General features: G+C 54.0%; 22 protein-coding genes. 14 read left to right on the forward strand and 8 right to left on the reverse strand.

Going from position 1 to position 23124, the window contains the following annotated elements; all coding sequences use genetic code 11:
• Window positions 1-83: 83 nt before the first annotated feature.
• From ACN0V1_RS17540 to ACN0V1_RS17550, 3 genes are all read left to right on the forward strand, one after another.
• Window positions 84-3605, forward strand: coding sequence for an indolepyruvate ferredoxin oxidoreductase family protein (locus ACN0V1_RS17540; protein ID WP_417546234.1), 3522 nt, complete (start codon window positions 84-86; stop codon window positions 3603-3605).
• The gene (locus ACN0V1_RS17545; RefSeq protein ID WP_417546235.1) at window positions 3598-4779 is read left to right on the forward strand and encodes an aromatic amino acid transaminase; all 1182 of its coding nucleotides are present in this window, start codon (window positions 3598-3600) and stop codon (window positions 4777-4779) included. The genes ACN0V1_RS17540 and ACN0V1_RS17545 overlap by 8 nt, the downstream gene beginning before the upstream one ends.
• 96 nt (window positions 4780-4875) lie before the next feature.
• The gene (locus ACN0V1_RS17550) at window positions 4876-6258 is read left to right on the forward strand and encodes a sodium-dependent transporter (protein ID WP_417546236.1); all 1383 of its coding nucleotides are present in this window, start codon (window positions 4876-4878) and stop codon (window positions 6256-6258) included.
• On the opposite strand, the gene ACN0V1_RS17555 is transcribed toward ACN0V1_RS17550, so the two are convergent.
• Window positions 6243-7082, reverse strand: coding sequence for an SDR family oxidoreductase (locus tag ACN0V1_RS17555; protein ID WP_417546237.1), 840 nt, complete (start codon window positions 7080-7082; stop codon window positions 6243-6245). The two genes, ACN0V1_RS17550 and ACN0V1_RS17555, sit on opposite strands and share 16 nt — an antisense overlap.
• A 161-nt stretch (window positions 7083-7243) precedes the next feature.
• Window positions 7244-7648, reverse strand: a complete 405-nt coding sequence (locus ACN0V1_RS17560; protein WP_291952092.1) for a hypothetical protein — start codon at window positions 7646-7648, stop codon at window positions 7244-7246.
• A 195-nt stretch (window positions 7649-7843) separates the two neighbouring features.
• Here ACN0V1_RS17560 and ACN0V1_RS17565 point away from each other — a divergent pair, with 195 nt between their 5' ends.
• On the forward strand, window positions 7844-8152 hold the full coding sequence (locus tag ACN0V1_RS17565) for a hypothetical protein (protein ID WP_417546238.1): 309 nt from the start codon (window positions 7844-7846) through the stop codon (window positions 8150-8152).
• Window positions 8153-8424: 272 nt separating this feature from the next.
• On the opposite strand, the gene ACN0V1_RS17570 is transcribed toward ACN0V1_RS17565, so the two are convergent.
• A complete protein-coding gene (locus tag ACN0V1_RS17570) occupies window positions 8425-8625 on the reverse strand; it encodes a CsbD family protein (protein WP_144776218.1) in 201 nt (66 codons plus the stop codon).
• 193 nt (window positions 8626-8818) lie between these two features.
• On the opposite strand from ACN0V1_RS17570, the gene ACN0V1_RS17575 reads away from it, so the two are divergent.
• The 3 genes from ACN0V1_RS17575 to ACN0V1_RS17585 all read left to right on the forward strand — a co-directional run bounded on the left by ACN0V1_RS17575 (window position 8819) and on the right by ACN0V1_RS17585 (window position 11743).
• Entirely contained in the window at window positions 8819-9337 is a 519-nt protein-coding gene (locus ACN0V1_RS17575) for a hypothetical protein (protein ID WP_417546239.1), read from the forward strand.
• A gap of 589 nt (window positions 9338-9926) precedes the next feature.
• A complete protein-coding gene (locus tag ACN0V1_RS17580) occupies window positions 9927-11264 on the forward strand; it encodes a sigma-54-dependent transcriptional regulator (protein ID WP_417546240.1) in 1338 nt (445 codons plus the stop codon).
• A 188-nt stretch (window positions 11265-11452) separates the two neighbouring features.
• The gene (locus tag ACN0V1_RS17585; protein WP_417546241.1) at window positions 11453-11743 is read left to right on the forward strand and encodes a PRC-barrel domain-containing protein; all 291 of its coding nucleotides are present in this window, start codon (window positions 11453-11455) and stop codon (window positions 11741-11743) included.
• Between the two features lie 71 nt (window positions 11744-11814).
• Here the strand turns inward: ACN0V1_RS17585 and ACN0V1_RS17590 are convergent, their stop codons facing one another.
• Window positions 11815-12084 carry a hypothetical protein gene (locus ACN0V1_RS17590; protein ID WP_417546242.1) on the reverse strand — a complete coding sequence of 90 codons (270 nt, stop codon included), beginning with the start codon at window positions 12082-12084 and terminating at the stop codon, window positions 11815-11817.
• Window positions 12085-12276: 192 nt separating this feature from the next.
• Here ACN0V1_RS17590 and ACN0V1_RS17595 point away from each other — a divergent pair, with 192 nt between their 5' ends.
• The 4 genes from ACN0V1_RS17595 to ACN0V1_RS17610 all read left to right on the forward strand — a co-directional run bounded on the left by ACN0V1_RS17595 (window position 12277) and on the right by ACN0V1_RS17610 (window position 16301).
• Window positions 12277-15021, forward strand: coding sequence for an intermembrane phospholipid transport protein YdbH family protein (locus ACN0V1_RS17595; RefSeq protein ID WP_417546243.1), 2745 nt, complete (start codon window positions 12277-12279; stop codon window positions 15019-15021).
• Between the two features lie 24 nt (window positions 15022-15045).
• Entirely contained in the window at window positions 15046-15261 is a 216-nt protein-coding gene (locus ACN0V1_RS17600) for a YnbE family lipoprotein (protein ID WP_417546244.1), read from the forward strand.
• Between the two features lie 44 nt (window positions 15262-15305).
• Window positions 15306-15650 (forward strand): YdbL family protein, encoded by a 345-nt coding sequence (locus tag ACN0V1_RS17605; protein ID WP_417546245.1) that lies wholly within the window; start codon window positions 15306-15308, stop codon window positions 15648-15650.
• 105 nt (window positions 15651-15755) lie between these two features.
• Window positions 15756-16301: a DUF5610 domain-containing protein gene (locus tag ACN0V1_RS17610; protein ID WP_417546246.1), complete on the forward strand. Its 546-nt coding sequence runs from the start codon at window positions 15756-15758 to the stop codon at window positions 16299-16301.
• On the opposite strand, the gene ACN0V1_RS17615 is transcribed toward ACN0V1_RS17610, so the two are convergent.
• The 4 genes from ACN0V1_RS17615 to ACN0V1_RS17630 form a co-directional block, all read right to left on the reverse strand.
• Window positions 16298-17143 (reverse strand): PA2778 family cysteine peptidase, encoded by an 846-nt coding sequence (locus tag ACN0V1_RS17615; protein ID WP_417546247.1) that lies wholly within the window; start codon window positions 17141-17143, stop codon window positions 16298-16300. The genes ACN0V1_RS17610 and ACN0V1_RS17615 overlap by 4 nt on opposite strands.
• 11 nt (window positions 17144-17154) lie before the next feature.
• The gene (locus tag ACN0V1_RS17620) at window positions 17155-17556 is read right to left on the reverse strand and encodes a PA2779 family protein (RefSeq protein ID WP_417546248.1); all 402 of its coding nucleotides are present in this window, start codon (window positions 17554-17556) and stop codon (window positions 17155-17157) included.
• A gap of 118 nt (window positions 17557-17674) precedes the next feature.
• The gene (locus ACN0V1_RS17625; protein ID WP_417546249.1) at window positions 17675-18388 is read right to left on the reverse strand and encodes a succinate dehydrogenase iron-sulfur subunit; all 714 of its coding nucleotides are present in this window, start codon (window positions 18386-18388) and stop codon (window positions 17675-17677) included.
• 154 nt (window positions 18389-18542) lie between these two features.
• Window positions 18543-18815: a hypothetical protein gene (locus ACN0V1_RS17630; RefSeq protein ID WP_417546250.1), complete on the reverse strand. Its 273-nt coding sequence runs from the start codon at window positions 18813-18815 to the stop codon at window positions 18543-18545.
• Window positions 18816-19632: 817 nt separating this feature from the next.
• Between ACN0V1_RS17630 and ACN0V1_RS17635 the strand changes: the two genes are divergently transcribed.
• The 3 genes from ACN0V1_RS17635 (at window position 19633) to ACN0V1_RS17645 (ending at window position 23114) form a co-directional block, all read left to right on the forward strand.
• Window positions 19633-19911, forward strand: coding sequence for a helix-turn-helix transcriptional regulator (locus ACN0V1_RS17635; RefSeq protein ID WP_417546292.1), 279 nt, complete (start codon window positions 19633-19635; stop codon window positions 19909-19911).
• Between the two features lie 78 nt (window positions 19912-19989).
• Window positions 19990-21975, forward strand: a complete 1986-nt coding sequence (locus ACN0V1_RS17640; RefSeq protein WP_417546251.1) for a putative bifunctional diguanylate cyclase/phosphodiesterase — start codon at window positions 19990-19992, stop codon at window positions 21973-21975.
• Window positions 21972-23114: an L-lactate dehydrogenase gene (locus ACN0V1_RS17645; RefSeq protein WP_417546252.1), complete on the forward strand. Its 1143-nt coding sequence runs from the start codon at window positions 21972-21974 to the stop codon at window positions 23112-23114. The genes ACN0V1_RS17640 and ACN0V1_RS17645 overlap by 4 nt, the downstream gene beginning before the upstream one ends.
• The last annotated feature ends 10 nt before the right edge of the window (window positions 23115-23124 follow it).

The following is a 23124-nucleotide window of genomic DNA, read 5'->3' on the forward strand; positions in this document are numbered from 1 at the left end:
AAACTCCCATCCAATAAGCAAGCACCTTGTGCGAACTAACCTCTAGAATTTCGGTCATAAAATCGACAAAAAAGGAGGGCGTCATGTCCACCGACATCTCACAACTCGACAATTACAAGCTTGAAGATCGCTACCTACGGGATTCAGGGCGGGTGTTTCTCACGGGAACCCAGGCGCTGGTGCGCATACCTCTGATGCAGGCTGCGCTGGATCGCAAGCTGGGGCTCAACACGGCCGGGATGGTGAGTGGCTACCGGGGCTCGCCTTTGGGAGCTTACGACCTAGCCCTGTGGCAGGCGCAAAAATATCTTGATGAAAACCGTATTGATTTCGTGCCTGCCATTAACGAGGACCTCGCGGCGACCATCATGCTGGGAACCCAGCAGGTAGAAACCGATGAAGACCGCCAGGTGGATGGCGTATTCGGGATCTGGTACGGCAAAGGCCCTGGTGTTGATCGTGCTGGCGATGCGCTGAAGCATGGCACCACATACGGCAGTTCCCCCCACGGAGGCGTGCTGGTTGTTGCTGGCGACGACCATGGCTGTGTGTCGTCCTCCATGCCCCACCAGTCTGATGTGGCGTTCATGAGCTTTTTCATGCCCACAATCAACCCGGCCAACATTGCTGAGTATCTGGAGTTTGGTCTCTGGGGCATTGCATTGTCTCGTTACAGCGGCTGTTGGGTGGGCTTTAAAGCAGTTTCTGAAACGGTGGAAAGTGCTGCGTCGGTGGAGTTGCCGCCGCTGCCGGATTTCGTCACCCCCGATGATTTCACGCCACCGGAAACCGGCCTTCATTATCGATGGCCGGATCTGCCTGGCCCGCAGCTGGAAACCCGTATTGAACACAAGCTGGCGGCTGTGCAGGCCTTTGCACGCGCCAATCCCATTGATCGCTGCCTGTTCAATAATACCGAGGCGCGCTTCGGCATTGTCACCACCGGTAAGGGCCACCTGGACCTGCTCGAAGCGCTTGATCTGCTGGGCATTGATGAAGATCGGGCCCGTGAGATGGGGCTGGATATCTACAAAGTGGGCCTGGTGTGGCCGATTGAGCGTCGGGGCATTCTGAACTTTGTTCACAACAAGGAAGAAGTGCTGGTTATCGAAGAAAAGCGGGGCATTATCGAGAGCCAGATCAAGGAAGCCATGTCGGAGCCGGATCACCCCGGCGAGGTTCTGATTACCGGTAAACAGGATGAGCTGGGCCGGCCCCTGATTCCCTACGTAGGTGAACTGAGCCCAAAATTAGTAGCCGGTTTTCTGGCCGCTCGCCTTGGTCGCTTCTTCGGTGAGGACTACAACGAACGCCTGATGGCCATCAACAGTATGAGCAATGCTCAGGATCCGGGTGGCGTAAAGCGCCTGCCGTATTTCTGTTCGGGTTGCCCTCACAATACCTCCACCAAAGTGCCGGAAGGCAGTAAAGCTCTGGCCGGGATCGGTTGTCACTTTATGGCGTCCTGGATGGGCCGCAATACGGAATCGCTGATCCAGATGGGTGGTGAAGGGGTCAACTGGATTGGCAAGAGCCGTTACACCGGTAATCCCCACGTGTTCCAGAACCTGGGGGAGGGCACCTATTTCCATTCCGGGTCCATGGCGATTCGCCAGGCGGTCGCGGCCGGCATCAATATTACCTACAAGATTCTGTTCAATGACGCGGTGGCCATGACCGGCGGTCAGCCGGTGGATGGCCAGATTACCGTGCCCATGATTGCGCAGCAGGTCGCAGCCGAGGGCGTGCGCCGGGTTGTGGTGCTCAGTGATGAGCCGGAAAAGTATGATGGCCATAAGAAATTGTTCCCGGATGATGTGAGCTTCCACGACCGCACGGAGCTGGACAAGGTGCAAAGAGAACTGCGCGATATTCCTGGCTGCACGGTACTGATTTATGACCAGACCTGTGCCGCTGAGAAGCGTCGTAGGCGCAAGCGCAACCTGTACCCGGATCCCGCCAAGCGGGCGTTTATCAACCATCATGTATGCGAAGGTTGCGGCGACTGTTCCGTGCAGTCGAACTGCCTTTCTGTGGTGCCACGCCAGACCGAGCTGGGCCGCAAGCGCAAGATTGACCAGTCTTCCTGTAACAAGGATTTCTCCTGCGTCAACGGCTTTTGCCCAAGCTTTGTCACCATTGAGGGTGGCCAGCTGCGCAAATCCCGGGGTATGGATACCGGCTCTGTGCTCACGGGCAAACTGACGGATATTCCGGACCCAGCTCTGCCAGAACTCACAGGCTCATACGATGTGCTGGTGGGTGGCGTTGGTGGCACAGGCGTAGTAACCGTGGGTCAGCTTATTACCATGGCGGCGCACCTTGAGGCTAAAGGTACATCAGTTCTGGATTTCACCGGCTTCGCCCAGAAGGGCGGTACGGTTCTCAGTTACGTTCGCATGGCGCCCTCTCCGGACAAACTGCACCAGGTTCGTATCAGTAACGGCCAGGCAGATGCAGTGATCGCCTGCGATCTGGTGGTTGCGTCCTCCCAGAAGGCGTTGAGCGTTCTGCGCCCGGATCACACTCGCGTGGTCGCCAACGAGGCCGAGCTGCCCACCGGGGATTATGTGCTTTTCCGAGACGCGGACATGCAGTCAGAAAAGCGTCTTGATCTGATCCGTAACGCCGTTGGCGACACCAACTTTGCACGAATGGATGCCAACGGCATTGCCGAGAAGCTGTTGGGCGATACCGTGTTTTCCAACGTGATGATGCTGGGCTTTGCCTGGCAGCGAGGGCTGTTGCCGCTTTCACTGGCTGCGCTGATGAAAGCCATTGAGCTGAATGGTGTTGCAGTCGAGCGCAACAAGGAGGCCTTCGGTTGGGGGCGCATCGCGGCGACTGACGTGAAGGTGATCACCGACCTGCTGAATACCGGCGAGGCGAGAGTAGAAGAAGTGAAAGTGGAACCGGGTCTGGACGAGCTGATTAACGTTCGTCACAAGCATCTGGTGAACTATCAGAACCGTCGCTGGGCCGATCGCTATACGGACATGGTTAAGCAGGTGCGTAAAGCAGAGGACAGTCTGGGTGAGACCAACCAGTTACTGACTCGCGCTGTGGCGCAGCAGTTATACCGGTTTATGGCGTTCAAGGACGAATACGAAGTGGCTCGCCTGTTCGCGGAAACCGACTTCATGAAGGAAGTGAACAACACCTTCGAAGGCGATTTCAAGGTTCACTTCCATCTGGCGCCGCCCATCATGAACCGTGGCACAGACGCCCAGGGACGGCCCAGGAAGCGTCAGTTTGGCCCCTGGATGTTCCGGGTATTCAAGCTGCTGGCAAAATTCCGGGTGCTGCGTGGCACGCCTGTCGATCCGTTCAGCTATTCCGCCGACAGGAAAATGGACCGCGCCCAGCTGAAAGACTACCAGCAACTGGTGGAGCGCATTGTCAGTGAGCTGGATGCCAGCAATTACGACACCTTCCTGCAGCTGGCGGAACTGGCCAGTGAGGTTCGGGGTTATGGTCCGGTGCGTGAGCAGGCTGCCGAAGCTGTTCAGGACAAACATTCACAGCTGATCAAAGCTCTGGATACGGGCCGGCCGACACTGATTCGAACCAGTCAGGCAGAAAACAAGGAGGCAGATCATGTTTGAGGCGCTAAAACAGTTACCTCAGGACCCGATCCTTCACCTGATGCAAGCGTTCCGCGACGATAATCGGCCAGACAAGGTTGATCTAGGGGTTGGGGTCTACAAGGATGGCGCCGGTCATACACCCATCATGGCTGCGGTGCATGAAGCCGAACGGCGCCTGCTTGAAGGTGAAACTTCCAAGAGTTATGTGGGGCCAGCCGGGGCCGCAGGCTTCAATGAGTCCATGGCGCGCCTTATTCTGGGCGACAGCAACAGTCTGATCCGCGATGGCCGCACCTCGGTAATTCAGACACCGGGTGGTTGTGGGGCACTGCGCATGGCAGCTGAGTTTTTGCGGCTGTGCCAGCCGGAGACGACAGTCTGGGTCAGTACCCCCACATGGGCAAACCACATGCCATTGCTGGGCGGCGCCGGCCTGAGCATACGCGAATATCCCTATCTCAATCGCGAGACCTTGACGGTAGATTTCTCCGCCATGCTCGACACCCTGGAAAGTGCCAAAACGGGGGATGTCGTGCTGCTTCACGGATGCTGCCACAACCCCTCCGGCGCTGACCTTACGTTCGATCAATGGCAGGCCGTTACCCAATTGATCCAGCGCAAAGGGCTGTTGCCCTTTGTGGACATGGCGTATCAGGGCCTCGGCGAGGGCCTCGAGGAAGATGCCGCTGGCCTGCGCTATCTGGCAAGCGAGGTGCCAGAGATGATTGTTGCTGCGTCCTGTTCCAAGAATTTTGGCCTGTACCGGGAGCGCACGGGAGCCCTGATGTTGATCTCGGCCACCGAGGCCATTAATAAGGCGGCAACCAGCCAGTTACTGAGCGTTGTTCGTTCTCACTATTCCATGCCGCCGGCACATGGTGCCGCCATCGTCGAAATCATTCTGGGTGACGACGTATTGCGCGCCGAATGGCAGCTTGAGCTGGGCGGCATGTGCGCGCGAATCCTCAGCCTGCGGCATGCTTTTGCAGATGCGCTGGCGCCTGTGGGCGACTTCAGCTTTATCGCACGGCAGCGGGGTATGTTCTCGTTTCTGGGCATAACGCCGGAACAGGTTCGCCGGCTGCGTGAAGAGCACGGAATTTACATGCTGGAAAGCAGCCGGGTGAACGTGGCAGGCCTGAATGACCGTGTATTGCCGCAAGTTGCCAGCGCGATACACAGCGTTATGTAGCGGCCAGTTATCCCTTGAATAGCATTAAATCAGAGCCTCTTTTACAGAGGCTTTACATTATGACGATCCGACAAAAACAACTATTCGGAGAACGCAATGAGTGAGACGGTTCATCCCCACCAGCAGGCCAGTAGCCTCTGGACCTCCAAAATGGCCTTTATTCTGGCCGCAGCCGGCTCGGCCGTCGGGCTTGGCAACATCTGGAAATTCCCCTACATCACCGGTGAAAACGGTGGCGGTGCTTTTGTACTGGTGTACCTCGCCTGTATTTTCCTGATCGGAGTGCCGGTTCTTATTGCAGAGATAATGATTGGTCGCCGGGGTGGTCAAAGCCCCATTGCAACCATGCGCACACTCACCAAAACCGAGGGCACATCCAAAGGCTGGCGTATCATCGGATGGAACGGTGTAGTGGCTTCTTTTCTGGTGCTTTCCTTCTATGCTGTGATCGGGGGCTGGGCGCTGGTTTACATTGGCAAGGCGGCGATCGGGATGTTCGTTGGCGCTGATGCAGAAGCCATCGGTGGGCAGTTCAACAATCTGCTGGCGAATCCCTGGGAATTGCTGCTCTGGCACACGGTCTTTATGGCCATTGTTGTGTTTATCGTTGGCCGTGGCATTCGTTCTGGCCTGGAAAAAGCAGTCAACATGCTAATGCCATTGCTGTTTTTGCTGCTCATAGTAATGGTGTTCTATGCCATGAACAGCGGCAGCTTTGGCCGTGCTGTGAGCTTCATGTTTTCACCGGATTTCAGCCGCCTGACAACCGAAGGCGTTCTGGTCGCACTTGGTCATGCGGCGTTTACGCTCAGTATTGGTATCGGCGTACTGATGGCCTACGGTTCCTACCTGCCCAAAAACATCAACATTGCCAAAACTGCCATGACCATTGCGGTGCTGGACACCAGTGTGGCATTGCTTGCGGGGCTGGCAATTTTCCCTCTGGTGTTTGCCAACGGCCTTGAAGCCGGAGCAGGGCCGGGGTTAATTTTTGTGACCCTGCCGCTGGCCTTCGGTCAGATGGGCGGCGGTATTGTGTTTGGCGCTATCTTCTTTGCGTTGCTGCTGGTGGCGGCCATTACGTCGGCCATCTCCATGTTGGAGCCGGTTGTCGAATGGCTGGAGGAGCACAAGGGCGCAAGCCGCGTCAAAAGCGCCGTGGGCGGCGGGCTTGCTGCCTGGTTTATTGGTATTGGCACAGTGCTGTCCTTCAACCTGTGGAGCGATGTGCATCCCTTGGGCTTCATCGGTTTTTTTGAAGGCAAAACAGTATTCGACCTGCTCGACTTTCTGGTTTCCAACGTCATGATGCCTTTAGGTGGTCTTGCGATTGCACTGTTTGCAGGTTGGGTAATCCGACGCGAAGGGCTTGCTGAGGATATAGGTTTGAAAAGCGGTGCGTTCAAAGCCTTTATGGTGGTGCTGAAGTTTGTAACGCCAGCGGGTATCGCGATTGTGTTCCTTTATAATTTGGTCTGAAACCTGCGGGCTATATTCCTCGAAAGGGTCAGGCTCTTACGGAATTGGTCACGGGTCATGTCATATATTTCACCAGTAAAGAAACTGGCGGCCCTGTAGGCAAGGAGCACGAAAATCGGCGCCACTTCCGCCGGCTGAGCAGTTCGGTCGAAAAGAGTGTTTGCGCCAAAATGTGGGACGTTATCGGTCGGGAAATTGGAAGGTATTAATGGTTTCTTTGCCAGATAAGGCGCAACACCGTTCACTTTAACGCCTCTTCCAAGAGCTTCTTTTGCAAGGGTCGCAGTGAAGTTGGCAAGAGTAGCTTTGGCCGCAGCATACGGCGCGAGACTATTGCTTGGTTTGACGGCCTCAATAGACGTCGTGTTGATGATGCTGCCACCCGGAGGAAGGTGCTTTAATGCTGCGCGACAGAACTCAACTGTATCGGCAATACTGGTGTTTGAAATGCGTTCCAGTTCATCGTCCGCAAGCTCTTCAAGTGCGCTGTAGGTTTGCTGGTAGGCCGTATTGTTTACGAGGATATCGATGTGACCGAAGGTTTCAACGACTTGGCGTATGACATCCTCACAGGCATGGCGCTTGGTTTGATCCATTTTAAGAGCCATCATTGAGGTTCGCGAGTCGCGGATCATGTCCGCCGTCACTGCGGCGTCTGTATATCCCTTCTGGTACGTAAAGGCGATATTTGCGCCTTCTCTTGCGTAAGCTACGGCGATCGCACGCCCTATACCGTTGTCTGCGCCCGTTATAAGAGCGACGCAACCCCTCAGTTTGCCTGAACGTTTGCAGGCGGATTTGCTGTAACCGAATGATGGCTCCATTTTGCCCCCCTGCTATGGAATAGCCTGGCTCTGACTTGGGAGATCAGGCCTGCCGTATCTGCGCAGGCCCTGTGTTTCGTGTCGATAAACCGCGCCATCCAAATACAGGAATTCTGTCGACGCGGGGTAACCGGGACCTACTGACGTGCGAAGACGTTCACTCAATCATCTGCGCTTTCCATATCCATGGGGTCGTAATCCGGCAGCGCCAGCAATTCCTCCTGGCTCATACTGGTGGTTAACGTTTCGCCGTCACTGGACATTGAAAGCGTATCCAGTGGCACGGCCACTTCTTTCATACTGTTTTTGAGGCCGATGACGGCCATGTGCCGACCAGACTTATCTTTTACGATTTCGTCAATATCTCCGATTTCTTCTTTCGAGTCGTTGTGAATGTTCATGCCCTCAAGTTTATCCGGATCCATGGAACTCAACTTACCTTGTGAGCTGTGCTGCTCGCTGGTGGTTGCTTTGTCGTCGGACTTCATCTTTTCGTCATCAGCTGCATATACAACCGAAGCTCCTGCCAAGGCGAGTCCTGCGATTAGTGCTATATAGCTTTTCATAGCTGATCTCCCAAATGGTGTCTGTTTCGTCAGCTGCTTTTGCAAGTTGACGTTATTGGGTAGCAGCAACTTTTGTGCCACACAAATACGGGTCCCGGTATGTTAATAACGTGAAGCGTCGTCGTGGGTGGTACACATCTTGCGCTCAACTTTATGATACCTACGACCAGGACGTTAGCGGAGGTGCAGCTATGTATGAATGTGATGCTTGGGCTATTGGGCTTGATGGTCGGGTTGGCGATCGCTGCGATGCTGGTTACCATCGGTCTGGCCGTGGTTCGATCGAGCCCTATGATGACTTTTATCGCTTTGGGCTTCACATATCCGCTAGTTGCTGTTCTTCTGGCCGGTGCAGTAACCCTGCGGCCGGACCATGGACTATTAATAGAAAAAACGCGTACCACTGCGGATTCAGACTGTTGGGGTGTTGTGGCGCATTGCTCTACCCGGGCGCAACGGCAGCTGGCAAAAACCACTCTCGACCGCTGCCTACAAACGCTTTGAATACAGTAGAAACTGACGGAAATATATCTTCATTTTCATGTTTTGATACAGGTGATTTTGTAAAACTTACAAAGCACCGGGTTATTTTTACACAGAGTAACGATTTGTTGCGCTGATGCTCGCTCTTATATTTACTGTCAGATATTTAAAAGGCGAGAGACGATTTTGATTACTGGGGCGTTAAATAGTGCAGTTTTGCAGTACTTTGAATGCTGCTGTTGCTGGGAGCGATTGCATTTTCGCAATGCCCCCAGCAGCTAGCTGACTGGCAATCAGATATCGCTATCACGCAATTTGTCGAATTCCTGGTCAGCCTCTTCCTTGCTTTTACCGTAGCGTTCCTTCATAACGCCGGCAAACTCCTCCCGTTGGCCGTTTATCCTATCCAGATCATCGTCGGTAAGGTCGCCCCACTTTTGTTGTATCTTTCCTTTCATCTGTTGCCATTTCCCATCTGCAATGTCTTTGTTCATGTCGGTCTCCTGACTTACGATTTACGATCGCCGGCCATATATGCCCGACCGGCTTACTTACACCGAAAGCACTGCCCGTGCCAACTGCTTGCGAGGGTTATGCACCTGGCTGAACTGGTCAATCGCAGCGCGGTACATATTTTGCTGGTCACTTCATATCAGTCACGAATAAAACGTTGATGGAGGTATCCCCATGTTTGAAGACGATGCAGTGTCGGGAGAGCACTATTCCCATAAAATCAGTTCAGAATTCGACAGCCAGGTGGCGGCGTACCGTGCGGCTGAGTCGCTGGAACTCGCTGGGATACCGCATGGGCAAATCCGGGTTATCCAGCCAAACGACCCGGATTTGGCCCGCAAGATTGAGCCTGAAACAAAGGGGATCGCGCAGTCTCTGGTTAAAGCACATGTGACGTTCGGCTTGGCAGGCTTGGTAGCTGGGTTAGTGATCGCCGCGGTGCTGGTTATGGTGGGGCCAGCATTGACGCGATCAAGTCCTGTAATGACGTTTATCGCATTGGGTTTCTTGGGCCCGATACTGGCTCTGCTTCTAGCGGGCGCAGTAGCCCTGCGACCGGATCATGACCGTTTAATAGAAAAAACACGTATGGCCACGGATTCGGGGAAGTGGAGCGTTGTGGCACATTGCTCCACGCGCGAGCAACAGGAGTTGGTAAAAGCCACCATTGGTCATGGTACTCAAACTCTATGACTACGGCAGAGCCCCCCCCCCGACGCAGGTGGCTCTTTTTTTGGTTTTGGCAAAGGTGTTTGTGTAAAAGCTACAAAGTGTCATGTCATTTTTACCGAAACAAGGATCTTTTGCGTTCATGCGCAAAAATATATCCCTCATGCTTTTTTGTAATGTTTTTTCCTGCCCATATCAGCGCGATCTCGCTAATACCTACTATGGTTTGAATGTAGGCATGGTAAGGGCCAAGTCTGGAAGGGCTTAATCTTAACTTGTGAATATGGGGAGGAGCAGTTATGGCTAACGTAAAGGCCGATGGCACCGATCAATGCGCCCATAATGATTGCAGCTGCAAAGTTGCCGATGATAAAAACCACGTAAAAACTGCAGCTGGAATATTTTGTTGCCAGAAATGTTCGGAAGGAAAAGGCTGTAATCATCCAGGGTGTAGCTGTGGCTCGAAAATTGGAAGTTGATTGTCCGCAGTACTGAGCGGGAGCTGTGTCGGCTGGTGAAACATTGGCACTGCTCCTGACCTGCCACTTCGTAAAGTTTGCGAGCGATGGTCTGGTGCTCTCCTTTATCAGGCCACTGGGATAAGGAAAAACCTGTGCCTCATGCATTGGTGGTTGATAATAATCCGGAAAGGCTCACGCAGACTAGTGAGATCTTCAGAGCCCATGACTTTTCCGTTGAATCGGTTAGTGACACCGAGCAAGCGCGAGACATAATTCTCAGCGCGCGTCCCGAAGTGTTGTTGATCAATCTGGATGGAGAAGACGTTAGTAGCCGGGCCAGGCTTCTTACGTTTTTGGCTCACTCCAATGTTGCCGACGTTACCCAGATATTTCTCATGAGCAGCGCTCCTTCTTATGTTCAGGCCGCTGAAGGCATGCGCGTGGGGGCTCGGGATATTTTCGTGTACCCGAGTCAGCTAAATAGGCTGGCGGCGGCGCTCCAACAATATAAACAGGAGATTAGTTGCGAAAATAGCCGCGACAAAACCGTACACCAAAGTGGGCGCGGACTTTTGATCGGAGAGTCTCCGCCGATGGAACACCTGTACAAAACCTTGCGCAAGGTTGCGCCGGCCGACATTTCCGTTTTTTTGAGTGGTGAAAGCGGTACGGGTAAAGATCTGGTTGCCCGTACCATTCATGCACTTTCTCCGCGAAGTCATTGTCCTTTTGTTGCGGTCAACTGTGGAGCAATTGCGCCTGATCTGGCTGAAAGTGAACTGTTTGGCCACGTAAAAGGTGCTTTCACCGGGGCTGCCAGCGCCCATAATGGGCTTTTTAAACAAGCCGAGGGTGGCACGCTGTTTCTCGATGAATTAACTGAGATGAAACAGGATTTGCAGGTAAAATTGTTGCGAGTGCTGGAGTCCCAGACATTTCAGCCTGTGGGCGCAGAGCGGTCGCAATCATGCGATGTCCGCATCATTGCCTCAAGCAACAGAGACCTGAAGGAAGCTATACAGGAAGGTCTGCTTCGCCAGGATCTTTATTATCGCGCAGCCCAGTTTTCATTGGAGGTTCCTCCTTTGCGTGCGCGTGGCGAAGATGTCGTACGTCTGGCTAAGGCATTCCTTTACGAGCAGTGTGAAATCACTAAGATCAAAAAGGAATTTTCTGACGAAGTGTTGGATGTATTCCGCATCTACGGCTGGCCCGGAAACGTACGTGAGTTGCGAAATGTTGTAATAAGAGCTTTTTTGCTGGCGGGTAACGAAATCTCGGTGGACGATTTGCCCGACAATTTTATATCTGAACAGCCCATAGGCATGGACTATCTGCGACTTCCGGTCGGTCGGACACTTGATGATGTGGAGCGGAATATAATAATAGCGACGCTGCGCTACCATAACGGTAACAAGACAATCGCTGCCAAAGAGCTTGGGATCAGTTTGAAAACACTTTACAACCGGCTCAAGGAATACGACATGTAGAGCCGGTCATCCCGGAAAACTGGGCAAAAAATCGTACTTTCCCTCGTTTCGATGTTTAAGCGCGCCGCTTTCTCGTAAGGCCTGTTAGCCCTTGGCTCATAATCTGCATGAAATTTTACACGCAGGGTAGCTGGTGCTGAATAGGGTAGCTGCTGCCGAAAAGTGTCAGAAACAAGCGCGGGAGTGTTATGCCACACAAACTTGCAAGTGTTGAGTTGAGCCGGTTACTCAATAGCGCCGTCAAAAATTGTGAAGGCGAGGTTTTGGGGTACATCCACGACATTGTGCTCAATCCTCATAACGGTCGTATAGAGTACGTCAGGTTGGCGCTTGTTACCCATGAGGTGGATACGGAGAGCTCATCGATAGCAGTTCCCTGGAGCCAGTTCAAATTGGTAAACATCGCAGCGGACATTGAGCTGGATATCAGCCCTGAAGTGTTAAGAGTGTGCGCTAAAGGGCCCGAGGGTACTAATTGACCAGGGTAGTGAGCGTGGACGTTTAAACAGCCCGTTCAAACGTTTCGTAGGAGCGCCGTGTTTCCACGATGTCATGATTTCACGCTTTTTTTCGATGGCCGGGATGGCCGTTCGAACTCGTCCGCCAGTTCCTGCATGGCCTGTTCAAAACTGAACACGGGTTTATTGCCCGGCAATCTTTCGCATTTTTCTGTCGAGAACTCATTAGGGCCACCCATGAGCCGGTATGACTGCCGGGTTGGCAGCCTGGCGGCTTTGAGCATGGTGGCGGAATCCAGCCCGGTTTGCTGGCAATACTCGTTAAACAGCGCGAGTAAGGAGGCTCGGGAGAAGTCCGTCATTGTCCGTGTTCCATGAAATATGTTCTTTCCTTTCTCATAAAGAACATAACGTAAATCAATCCTCCTGCAGAGGCGGTAGACCAAAGGCTAGTCCGGGCGGATGGATGCAGATACTGTAACTGTTTCAGTTATATCAACCAATGTACGGTAGAGCTCACTTAACATCGGTAACGGGTCAGGAGATAGCCCGCAATGCGCATTGCATGGAAACCACTTGGATGGGGCCTGTTTACGGTATTGGTGCTCTCCATACTATTCGGCATTCTGGCTGCCCGCTATCTCTGGAGCGAGGCACTGCAACAGAACGGAATAGAGACACTGGAGTGGCGGGGGCTGGAACTATCGTTCAGTGGCGTGTCTGTGCGTGAACTAAGGCTTACCCAGTCACTGCCGACGAGAGAAATTGCGTTGCATGGCAAGGCGCTGGGCTTTGGGTGGCGGAGCCCTGAATGGGGGGAAGGATGGCTGCCGAAGCTAACGGCATTGACGGCTGGATACCTGGAGCTGGATTGGTACAGAAAACCCGGAGAACAAGCTGCAGGGGAGCAACAACAAGTGAAACCGTGGCCGCCTGAAATTCCCGACTGGCTGCCTTACGAAATGACCATCCAGCAGTTCAAGGTTACTCTGCCGTGTGAGACAGGGCGCTGCCCTCTGGCAGGAAGCTTGTCGATTGCCAGCTCGGAATCTGATTCGGTGCTGGAATCTGGTTCTGCTTCTTCGTCGCTCGCGGTTGCAAATGCCCGCCTTCCCATCAATGCCAATGTGCAGCTTCATCATGAAGACCATCAGATAGGTGTGTTGGCTAACCTTGATGGGGCCTGGGATGGCGATCTGGATTTCTCCGCAGAGCTGGCGATTGATGGTACGCGGTACTTGTCTGTGGAGTCGGGCTACAGCAAACACGGAGCGAATGGCCTGGTGTCTTGGCGCGGCTCAGTGAATATGCCCGATTTGCCCCGGACAGACTGGTTACTGGCCTGGCTGCAAACATGGCAGAGCATTCCCTCCGAGCAGTGGCCGGAGCAGCCGGAGACGGGTTCTGTGGAAGTCAGCTGGCAGTTACAGGGCCCCGGAAATGCAAACTTTCTGGTGCAGGTAGCGGGGAATGTGAAGGTTCAGGCACGAGTGCCTCAGCCCTGGCCTGCGCCCGGGCTGGGAACGATCAGCGGCAATGTGGAGGTCGCTCTGCAAGCCGATCAGGGCCAGTGGCAACCCGAAACCCTGCGGACTGATCTGGAGTTGAGCCATCCGGCGGCGTGGGTCAGGAAGGTGCCGGAGCTGATGCGGCCAAGCTCGCTTATGCTGTCTGTCCGGCCTGCTCAAGCCTTGGCGCCTCTTTCCGCCAGTTCTCCTGCCGTTCAAACAGGCTCAGGGGACGCTCTGCTGCCGCTCAACGTGGAATTGAGCAGCCGCGGCGGCGCAAATGTGTCCATGCGCTCACATCTCGCGGTAACCACCAAAGCGCCATGGATGGTGCAGCTGGGGAAAACCCAATTAACCGCAGCTCTGCCGAAACTGGAGGCGGCCGGCTGGCGACTGACCAAGCCTCGGGTACAGATTGCGCTGACGGGTTCGTTAAACACCACCACTGCGGCACTGAAATTTGGTGAGTCCACGTTTCTTGAGGTTGAAAGGTTAGAGCCGCTTTCCGGGATGACAGCCGGAACGGCAACGGCGAACGAAACGCTGCTCAAAGGCCTGCATGCAGATCTCGGAAAAACGACGTTGAACGCAAACTACAGGGTGGAACAGGGCGAACTCGATAAGTTAAGCCTTGAAGGACCGGTTAGCGTGAAAGCAAAACAGGTCAGGCATCCGCAGTTGTTGCCGCAACCCTGGCAGTTCAGCGGCAGGGTGAACAGCGACCTGGCTCACGCAGATGTTGCAGGTGTGCTCAGGGCCAACGCCGGAACAACGATGAACCTGGATTTGACGTTTCCATACCAGGGGCGTTTGACGCTTGAGGGGAAGATGCAGGTGAGTGGAGAGCGGGAAGCTGAGGCGCTGTCTCGTATTTTCTCAGCCTGGCCACCCCTACTCACGGTATCGGGCGGCACCCTCAGTGCAAACGCTACCTATAGACAACCGCGAAATGGGACGATGGCAGCGGCGGGCAAGCTGGCGTTTGTCGACTGGAGTGGCACCTACGATCGCACAGCATGGAGCAAGATGAACGCTTCCGCTGAGTTTCAACTGGACGGCGATCGCATCAGACTATCCACGCCGGAACTGACCGTAGAGGAAGTGAATCCCGGGCTGCCCGTCGGGCCAGTGCTTCTGGCTGGAACCTACGAAGCGCCCCTGGCGAAACTTGACGCCGGGAAGCTGATTCTGGAGCAGGCCAACTCTGATGCATTGGGAGGCGAGATACACATCCAGCCAGGAAGCTGGGATCTGGCACAGGCGCCGGTGACAATTCCTGTTGAACTCAGGCAGCTCAGTCTTGCGTATCTTTTACAGTTATACCCGACTGAGGGGCTTGCGGGCACCGGAATTCTCAGTGGCACGGTGCCTGTGTTGTTCGACCCGGCTACCGGTATAAGAGTGGAGCGAGGGCGTATTGACGCACTTGAGCCCGGGGGGCGATTGCAGCTGACGGCCGAACGGCTGAAGGCACTCGCCAGCCAGAACGAGTCCATGACGCTGGTGGCACAAGCGCTCGAGGATTTCCGTTACTCGGTTCTGGGTAGCGGTATTGACTATGATGAGAACGGCACTCTGGTGTTGACGCTTCACCTTAAGGGCAGCAGCCCAAAAGTCGGCAAAGGCCAACCCGTGGTGTTGAACATCAATCTGGAGGAGAACATCCCGGCGTTGCTCAGGAGCTTGCAGCTGAGCGGCAGAGTGAGCGATGCCGTGACGGAGAGAGTAAAAAAGCTGTTCAAGAAGCGCGAACGGAATCCTGACGATGAGTCAGGCGACCTGTTAGAGTGAAGGGTAACAAAGGAGTACACCGATATGACGCAATTTGGTTCCAGGTTTTCCCGGCGCGTGTCCGCCCTGTTTGCGGGCCTGGTTATGGGTGGCTTGCTTGTAGCTTGTACCCCGACGGTTCAGGTGGCTGCGCCCAAGGAGCCGATTACCGTGAACCTGAACGTCAAAATTCAGCATGAAATTTACGTGAAGGTTGATAAAGACGTGGACGAACTGTTCAGCGAAAAGGGCCTGTTCTGATTGCCTTGGTGTTTTGTAAATAGCGAATTATTAAGGAGTTGACCATGACATTATTTGCGCGATTCAGTGCCCTGATTTTAGCGTTCTGCCTGGCTCTTCCGGCAATGGCCATGAGCCTGGATGAAGCGAAGAATGCCCTCGAATCTGCCAAAAATCAGGGCCTGGTGGGTGAGACACCCACAGGTTATCTGGCTGCCGTAAGCTCTGATCAGAGAGCTAAAGATATCGTGAGTGCCATCAACGATGCACGCCGCGAAGCTTATAAAGCCATCGCTGAAAAACATGGCATTGCAGTAACCAAGGTAGAGACAGTAGCGGGCCAGAAAGCGGTTGAGAAGACGCCATCCGGCCAGTACATCCGGGTGGATGACCACTGGATCAAAAAGTAGGGCTAATCGGCAGCTGATTGATGGATTTATAACCAATCAATCTTAATGCCGGGTCACAACCCGCCGATAGCCATTACATATAAGCCCTTGCCGGAGGAGAAAGTTATGGTATCGCCAATCATTGGTCGCGGGCCGGGTGTGACAGGTCGAGTGAATATGGGCCCGGCTGAGGTTAGGCCTGCTGGCCGGATAACCGCTGAAGCGCGTGTTGACAAACAGGCTTCTATCCGCACACCAGCGGACGCCATTAATGTTATGCGTGCGCGCATGGAGCAGAGGCTTCAGGAAGCCATGGGCGGCCAAAGCAAAGCCGCATCAGGCGCCGATAAATACGCCACCCAGGCTCAGCCACCTACGGCGTCTGATGTTGCCAGCGTGATTTTGGGATTTGTGCAGAACCGCCTGCAGCAAGAGGCGGATGCCGGAGCAGATGTCGAGAAACTGGCCGGCTTAATGGAGCAGGCCCGAGCTGGAATCGAAAAAGGTTATGCAGAGGCGCGAGAACAGATTGTGGCTTTGGACATGATGAACGAAACCCTTGATGCGGAAATCGACGAAGGCTTCAATCTTATCCAGGATGGCCTTCTGAATCTGGAGAGGCTGTTTTCAGGTAAAGAACCTGAAGTGGATAACCCAACCGAAAACAGTTAATCAGATTCCTTGTGGAGGCCTTGTTTCGATAAGGCCTCTGCCAGGTTGTTCCAGCCGGCATTGATGTCTGGAAACTTCTCTGTCATCGCACGATAGTACGCTTCCGCTTCAGACCACTGGCCTTGTTGATAGGCAATGTTCCCCAAACCGAGTAATGCTGCAGGCTGGTCTGGCCAAGCCTCTGCTGCCGCGCTGTAAGCGGATTTTGCCGCATCTGTCTGCCGAGTTGTTTCCAGGTCGTGGGCAGCCATCAAAAAAGTGAGAGGCTCGGCCGTTGCCGGAATCTGGCCTGGCGGCAGAATAACCCGCGCCCATCGTTTAGAGCGATCCCAGGTTGCCATGAAAACGCTGGCAGGCTGGCGATTACTCTCTTGGGTGCCGGTGTGAAGTATCAGTGTTCCTTTCGCGCTGTCATAGCCAATAACCACTGCAAAATGCCATTGTGGCCACCAGCCAAAACGCAGGTTCTGCAGAACGAGAACCGGGTGACCTGCTCGAACCTCTTTTAAAACGTGCTCCAGTTCGGGCTCCAGCGGATAAACCAGCATCCCGTATTGGCGCGCCGCCGCAACCATTTCAACTTGCAGGGCCCCCTTTCGCTGGGGTAGGTAAACGCGGTCGACCAACTCGTCTGGCGTAGCCTCAACATCCTGTGCATTCAGCATCATGGCCAGTGAAGCCGGACCACACTGATATTGCTCTTGTGGATGAAAGGGTATCTGGTTGAGAGTGGTCGCGTTGAAAGATTCGGGCCAGGGCGGCTGGCTGGCGCAGCCTGAGAGTAGAACTCCCAGGAGCGCGGCCAAACCGGGGCGGTTTGGCTTCAGCCAGAATCCGAGCATGGCGATGCTGTTCAGCGTATGCAGTTAATGAATGGGAAAATATTCGTCGCGCACAGCATGTCAGTAACAATGAAAACCAACAGGAACAGCACGATTATGCCTACAACACCCTCGCCGGCAGGCGCTTGTGCAAGCTGTTGCTTGAAATCAGCCAGTTCGGCGGGTGTAAGGCTTTGGATCCGGTCTTGAACCTCCTGCTCGCCCACGCCCATGTTCGCCAGAGCTGTTTTAACGTCTTCCCGTTCCAGCATGCTCATCAGTGCTTCGCGGTCGATGTCTGCACGCTGTTCAGTCAGTAGCTCGCCGGTGCCGACGATACTTGCAGAGGCCGGAATCGCCCACATTGAACTCAAGATCATAATCAGTGTCATGATCGCTGAAACGGATTGCGTATAGGATCGGATTGCTTGCATCAGGCTACTCCTATTGTTGACCTGTTCGGGTTTGTGTTTATGGGTCAGACGATGGCCAGTGTAGACGTTTGAGCACCAATTGCCGATAAAATCGGATTAATAACCCTTAATACCCTGTTCAGATTTGAGATCGAACCAGCATTGCCTTGATCCGGCCAATTTGTTTCATCGGATTGAGACCCTTGGGGCAATATGCTGTGCAGTTGCCAATTCCCCTGCAGCGGAACACGCTGAACGGGTCTTCCAGTTTAGCCAAACGTTCAGTCGTTGCTGTGTCACGTGAGTCAAGCAGAAATCGATGAGCTTGCAGCAGACCTGCCGGCCCCACGTATTTTTCCGGGTTCCACCACCAGGATGGGCAGGCAGAGGAGCAGCAGGCGCACAGAATGCACTCATACAAGCCATCCAGCTTTGCCCGGTCTTCCGGGCTCTGGAGTCGCTCGATGGCGGGCCTTGGGCTGTCATTGATCAACCAGGGCTGAATGCTTTTGTACTGCTTGAAGAAAAGGGACTGATCGACCACCAGATCACGGATAACCGGCATGCCGGGCAATGGCCGGATGATTAGTGTGCCAGATTTACCAAGAGCGTCAGTCACCCGGGTGATGCAGCCGAGCCCGTTGCGCCCGTTAATGTTCAATCCATCTGAGCCGCAAACGCCCTCGCGGCAGGAGCGACGGAAGGAGAGGGTAGGGTCAAGTGTTTTCAGGTGCTCGAGAACATCCAGTACCATGCGATTGCGGAAACTCGAATCTACTTCTACATCCTGGTCGTGGGGAGCGTTGTCGGTTTCCGGATTGTAGCGATAAAGTCGGACGGTGATTGTAGCCATGGCGAAATCATCCTTTGCTGGTCACAGCCAGCCGCACAGATAATGTTAAGGCATGGGTTTTGATGGGCCCGACCCCTTTAAAGAAGCACTCGAAATAAATCTTCATCAGAAATTCTAGTACATACCGGGGTAGCGTCAAGGCGTAGCATGAGCTTCAGGCAACTTTTGCTCCGGCATTCAATCGCAGCTGCAAGCCATGGCTGTAAAAGACCAGCTTGGGCTTTTGCTCGTGAATCCCCAGGTCCCGCAGCCGCTGAGCCATAGCATGGGAACTTGCGCCAACCGAAGCACGAATGCTGCCCGGCAAGGACGCGCGGCCACCACCTTGAGTAACAACCAGAGTCCTTAGCAGATCTTCTTTGAGTTGGGGGTAAAGTAGGATATCCAGTTGGGGCCCAGGCAGGCGAGGACCGCGTGTTCCACTCACGGTGATAATGTCCTCTTCACCGCCCGGGTCTTTAACGGTGCTGGAGAAATGCAATCCGGACAGAGGTTTCCGCCAGCATGGTAGCAATGTGTTGCTGCACGGGCACACCCGACAGCCATTGAGGCTACCGGGATTCTTGATGTGTTCAGACTTGCCCGGTTCAACACCCAGCCTTTGCGCAAGCCGCCGATAACACATGGCTATCTAAGGGGCCAGGCAGAAAGTAGCTCAGCCATCCCTCGGGTGCGGCAATTTTTAGCATGTTGGTAAGTGCCGGCGACGACTGCCCCGGTGCTTTGTGGACGGCATGGAGCAACCGCGACTGTCGTCTTGTGAGTGGTTCGATCCAGCCAGTCGGCCAGCATGGGTTGATCATCGGTCGCAATCAGGGAGGGGATCATAAAAAAGTACCTGATTTGTTGTTTTTGTCTGTTCAGGTCCAGAGTATGCCTTTAATCACCTTGCGGAAATGCTGAACAGGGTCAATAATTTTAATTTACCGTTATTTCTCACCATGAAAAAAACAATATGGGAGTTCTGAAGTTTGGTGAGCCAGAGCTAGATAGAGCCTTCGATAAAACGATTTGTTCTTGCTCGTGACAGGGCGGCAGCGATTGTTTCGATGCAAGAGTTGGCAAGGGATGAGTTCGAGTTTTCGGAAGGTCCTTACAATACGTTTGAGTTCCCCTTGGAGCAGTGAAGTCGCAAATTGCCCCAGGCAAATCCGGTCACCGCGGCACTGTGTGAGCAGCAATGTTGTGCATTGATAGATCAGCGGCGGAGTTACGCCGGCATACAGACCGTCGTTACTCACTATTTGCAGAACTCCGGAGCGCGCATACTTACTCTGCCAATTATAGCCCGTCATTTCCACATGAGTGAACGAACGCTAAAGCGTCATTTGCAGGCCGAAGGGGTGAGCTTCCGGCAGTTGCTGGAAGACGTCCGAAAAAGCAGGGCTGAGAGTTTGTTGAAGGAAGGGGGAATGAGCATTTCGGAGACCGCAAGCAGCCTGGGGTTCAGCGACGCATCGACATTCTCGCAAGCATTCAAGCGCTGGACGGGAAAGGCGCCCAGCTACCGGGTCAGAAAATGAGATGCATCAAGTGTCGCTTTTGCGTTCATAACCTATGCTGCTAGCACTCTAAAACAATCTTTCGCTGGGCCTTTCAATATGTCTGATGATGACGCCACCGCTTTTGAAATCTTTCCGTGGAACCGGAATTTCGAAACGGGCATCGAGAAGATTGACGAGCAACACCGGGTGCTTGTTGAAATCCTGAACCGGCTCGCCTGGCACTTTGCTTCCAGCACCTCGGAGCTTGAATCTGGACATATTCTTGATGAGCTGCTGTCTTACGCTGCCTATCACTTCAAGGAGGAAGAGGATATCTGGAAAGCGGCGCTCGGTGAGCAGGAAATGGTGAGTAACCATCATGATAGCCATCAACTCTTCTTCGTTCAGATTCAGATGTACCGCTCCAGCGGTGAGCCGGAGGAGAAAGTTATTGGAGATCTGTTCAACTATCTGACCCGATGGCTTGCTTTTCATATTCTGGAATCTGATCGTCGAATGGCGCTTACGGTCAGTGCGGTAAAGCGTGGAACCCCCATTGCCGAAGCCAGAGAAGAAGTGGATGGCCAACTGAGCGGGTCGGTTTCTGTCATGGTTTCGGCTTTGCTGGAGATTTATGGCAAGTTCTCTGCCAGCACCATACAGTTGATGCGTGAAAAAATGGCAAGGCTGGGGGCTGAGGATGAGCTGGCGCGATTGCAGAATGAAAAACTTGATGCTGCACTGCAGCAACAGGCGTCAGACCATGAGAGGCAGCTTCAGTTTCTTGCGTATTCAGATCCTGTCACAGGCCTGATGAACCGTAACGGAATCCTCAGGGAGATCCGACATGTTATGCAACAAAACGATCTGACAGCCGGGTCCGCCGCACTGATCTCCATTGATCTGGATAATTTTCATGATGTAAATGCCCGTTTGGGTGAAGAGGCTGCCGACCGACTGCTTGGTTTACTTGCCAGGCGTTGGAAGGAAGCCATAGCCCATGGTGGGCAGCTCGCCCGGATCAGTGGAGACGAGTTTGTGGTGCTGTTGGCGGATGGCGGGAAAGTTGAGGCCCAGCTAAAGGCCCTGAGGCTAACGGCCGGGCAGCCGTTTACTCTGGGTGGTGGCAGCATTTCCGTAGACTTCACAGCCGGGGTCGTTCTGTTCCCTCATGATGGCGCTGGTGATGCAGATACGGTTCTGCGGCAGGCTGATCACACACTGTTTCGCGCCAAGCAGGAACAAAAGGGTGATTGGCTGTTTCTGGATGCAAACGAACAACGTCTCTCCGCGGAGCGCCAGCAGCTACTGGCTGACATCAGGACAGGGCTTGTAGACAATCAGTTCAGACTGGAGTATCAGCCCAAGGTGGGCATGCGTTCGGGGGACCTGGTTGGTGTGGAAGCGCTTATCCGCTGGGATCATCCGACAAGAGGTTTGCTAAGCCCGATACACTTTTTGCCGATGCTGGAGCATCATCCACTTATTATCGATATTGGTGAGTGGGTCATCGAGCAAGCATTCCGGCAGATGGCGGCCTGGGATACCGAAGGGCTGACTCTCGATGTGGGTGTGAATCTGGCCGCACTGCATCTTCAGCAACCGGGCTTTACGGAAAATCTTGCGGGGATTCTGGCACGCTATCCCCATGTTGCTCCACAACGGCTCGATCTCGAAATACTTGAAACGGCAGCTCTTGGCGAGCTTGATAAGGCAAGCAGAATCATCCGGGACTGCGGGAGCCTTGGCGTAACCTTTTCTCTGGATGATTTTGGAACGGGATACTCTTCGCTGTCATACCTGAAGCAGTTACCGGTGAAAACCCTGAAAATAGATCAGGGTTTTGTGAGGGGCGCACTCTCGAATGGGGATGACATTTCCATTCTCAAAGGTATTATCGGCTTGTCCCATGCATTTGACAGAAAATTGGTTGCGGAGGGTGTGGAGAGCAAGGAGCACGGAGAACTTCTGATCAACCTTGGCTGCTTCGATGCCCAAGGATATGCCATTGCCAAACCGATGAAACCGGAGAAGATAGCAGTCTGGAAAAATAAGTGGCAACCTTACCTTGAATGGTCTGCCCCAGAGCAAGATATCACATGATTACACCTGCCAATACATCCGATAACCGCAAACTTGCCAAAGCCCGATTACCCCGAATGATGTTTGACTACTTTGATGGTGGTGCCTTTTCCGAGCAGACTCTCAGAGAGAACACGGGGGACTTCCAGAACCTGCATTTTCGTCAGCGGGTTATGCGGGATGTCTCCAACGCTTCCGCCGCAACGCAGATACTGGGCCAGGATGCCGCACTGCCGCTGGTACTCGCACCTGTGGGCCTTGCTGGCATGCTTGCGCGGCGGGGCGAGATTCAGGCGGTCCTGGCAGCGCAGAAAAGCGGCGTGCCGTTTTGCCTGAGTACGGTCTCGATCTGTTCACTGGAGGAAGTTGCCCGGGCAACTGGCGCGGCCAACTGGTTTCAGCTTTATGTGCTTAAAGACAGAAGCTACTCCGAGGCCCTGCTCAACCGTGCTCACAAAGCCGGATACTCCACGCTGGTGTTTACGGTGGATCTTCCCAAACTGGGTGTGCGCTACCGGGACGTGCGTAACGGTATGAATGGTGGCCTCTCGCCCTGGGGCAAAATGCAAAAGCTGTCTGATCTTCTTTCCCACCCGCTCTGGCTCTGGGATGTTGCCATCAAGGGCAAACCTCTGACCTTCGGCAACCTCGCCGATGCGGTGCCTTCGGGCCGCAACCCTGAAGATTTCAAAGCCTGGGTGGACCAGCAGTTTGATGCGTCCGTTACCTGGAAGGATCTGGACTGGGTGCGGCAGCATTGGCCAGGCAAGCTGGTGATCAAGGGGATTATGGATCCAGACGACGCCCGTTCTGCGATGGATGTCGGGGCCGACGGCATTGTTGTCTCTAATCACGGCGGACGACAACTGGATGGCGCGCCTTCAACCATCTCGGCGCTGCCGGGCATTGTCGAAGCCGTATCAGGAAAAACCGAGATTCTGTTTGATGGCGGTGTGCAGTCTGGCCAGGACATTGTGCGAGCACTTTGCCTGGGTGCAAACGCTTGTCTGGTGGGACGTGCATGGGCCTATGCGTTGGCGGCAGGTGGCGAGGAGGCCGTCTCCCGAATGCTGGAAAACTTCCGTTACGAGGTAGAGTTGACTCTTGCACTGTTGGGTAAAAATTCGGTAGAACAGTTAACTCCGGATGACCTTATCTGAATGACAAGAC

This window comes from Marinobacter sp. (assembly GCF_048266785.1).
Lineage (GTDB): Bacteria > Pseudomonadota > Gammaproteobacteria > Pseudomonadales > Oleiphilaceae > Marinobacter.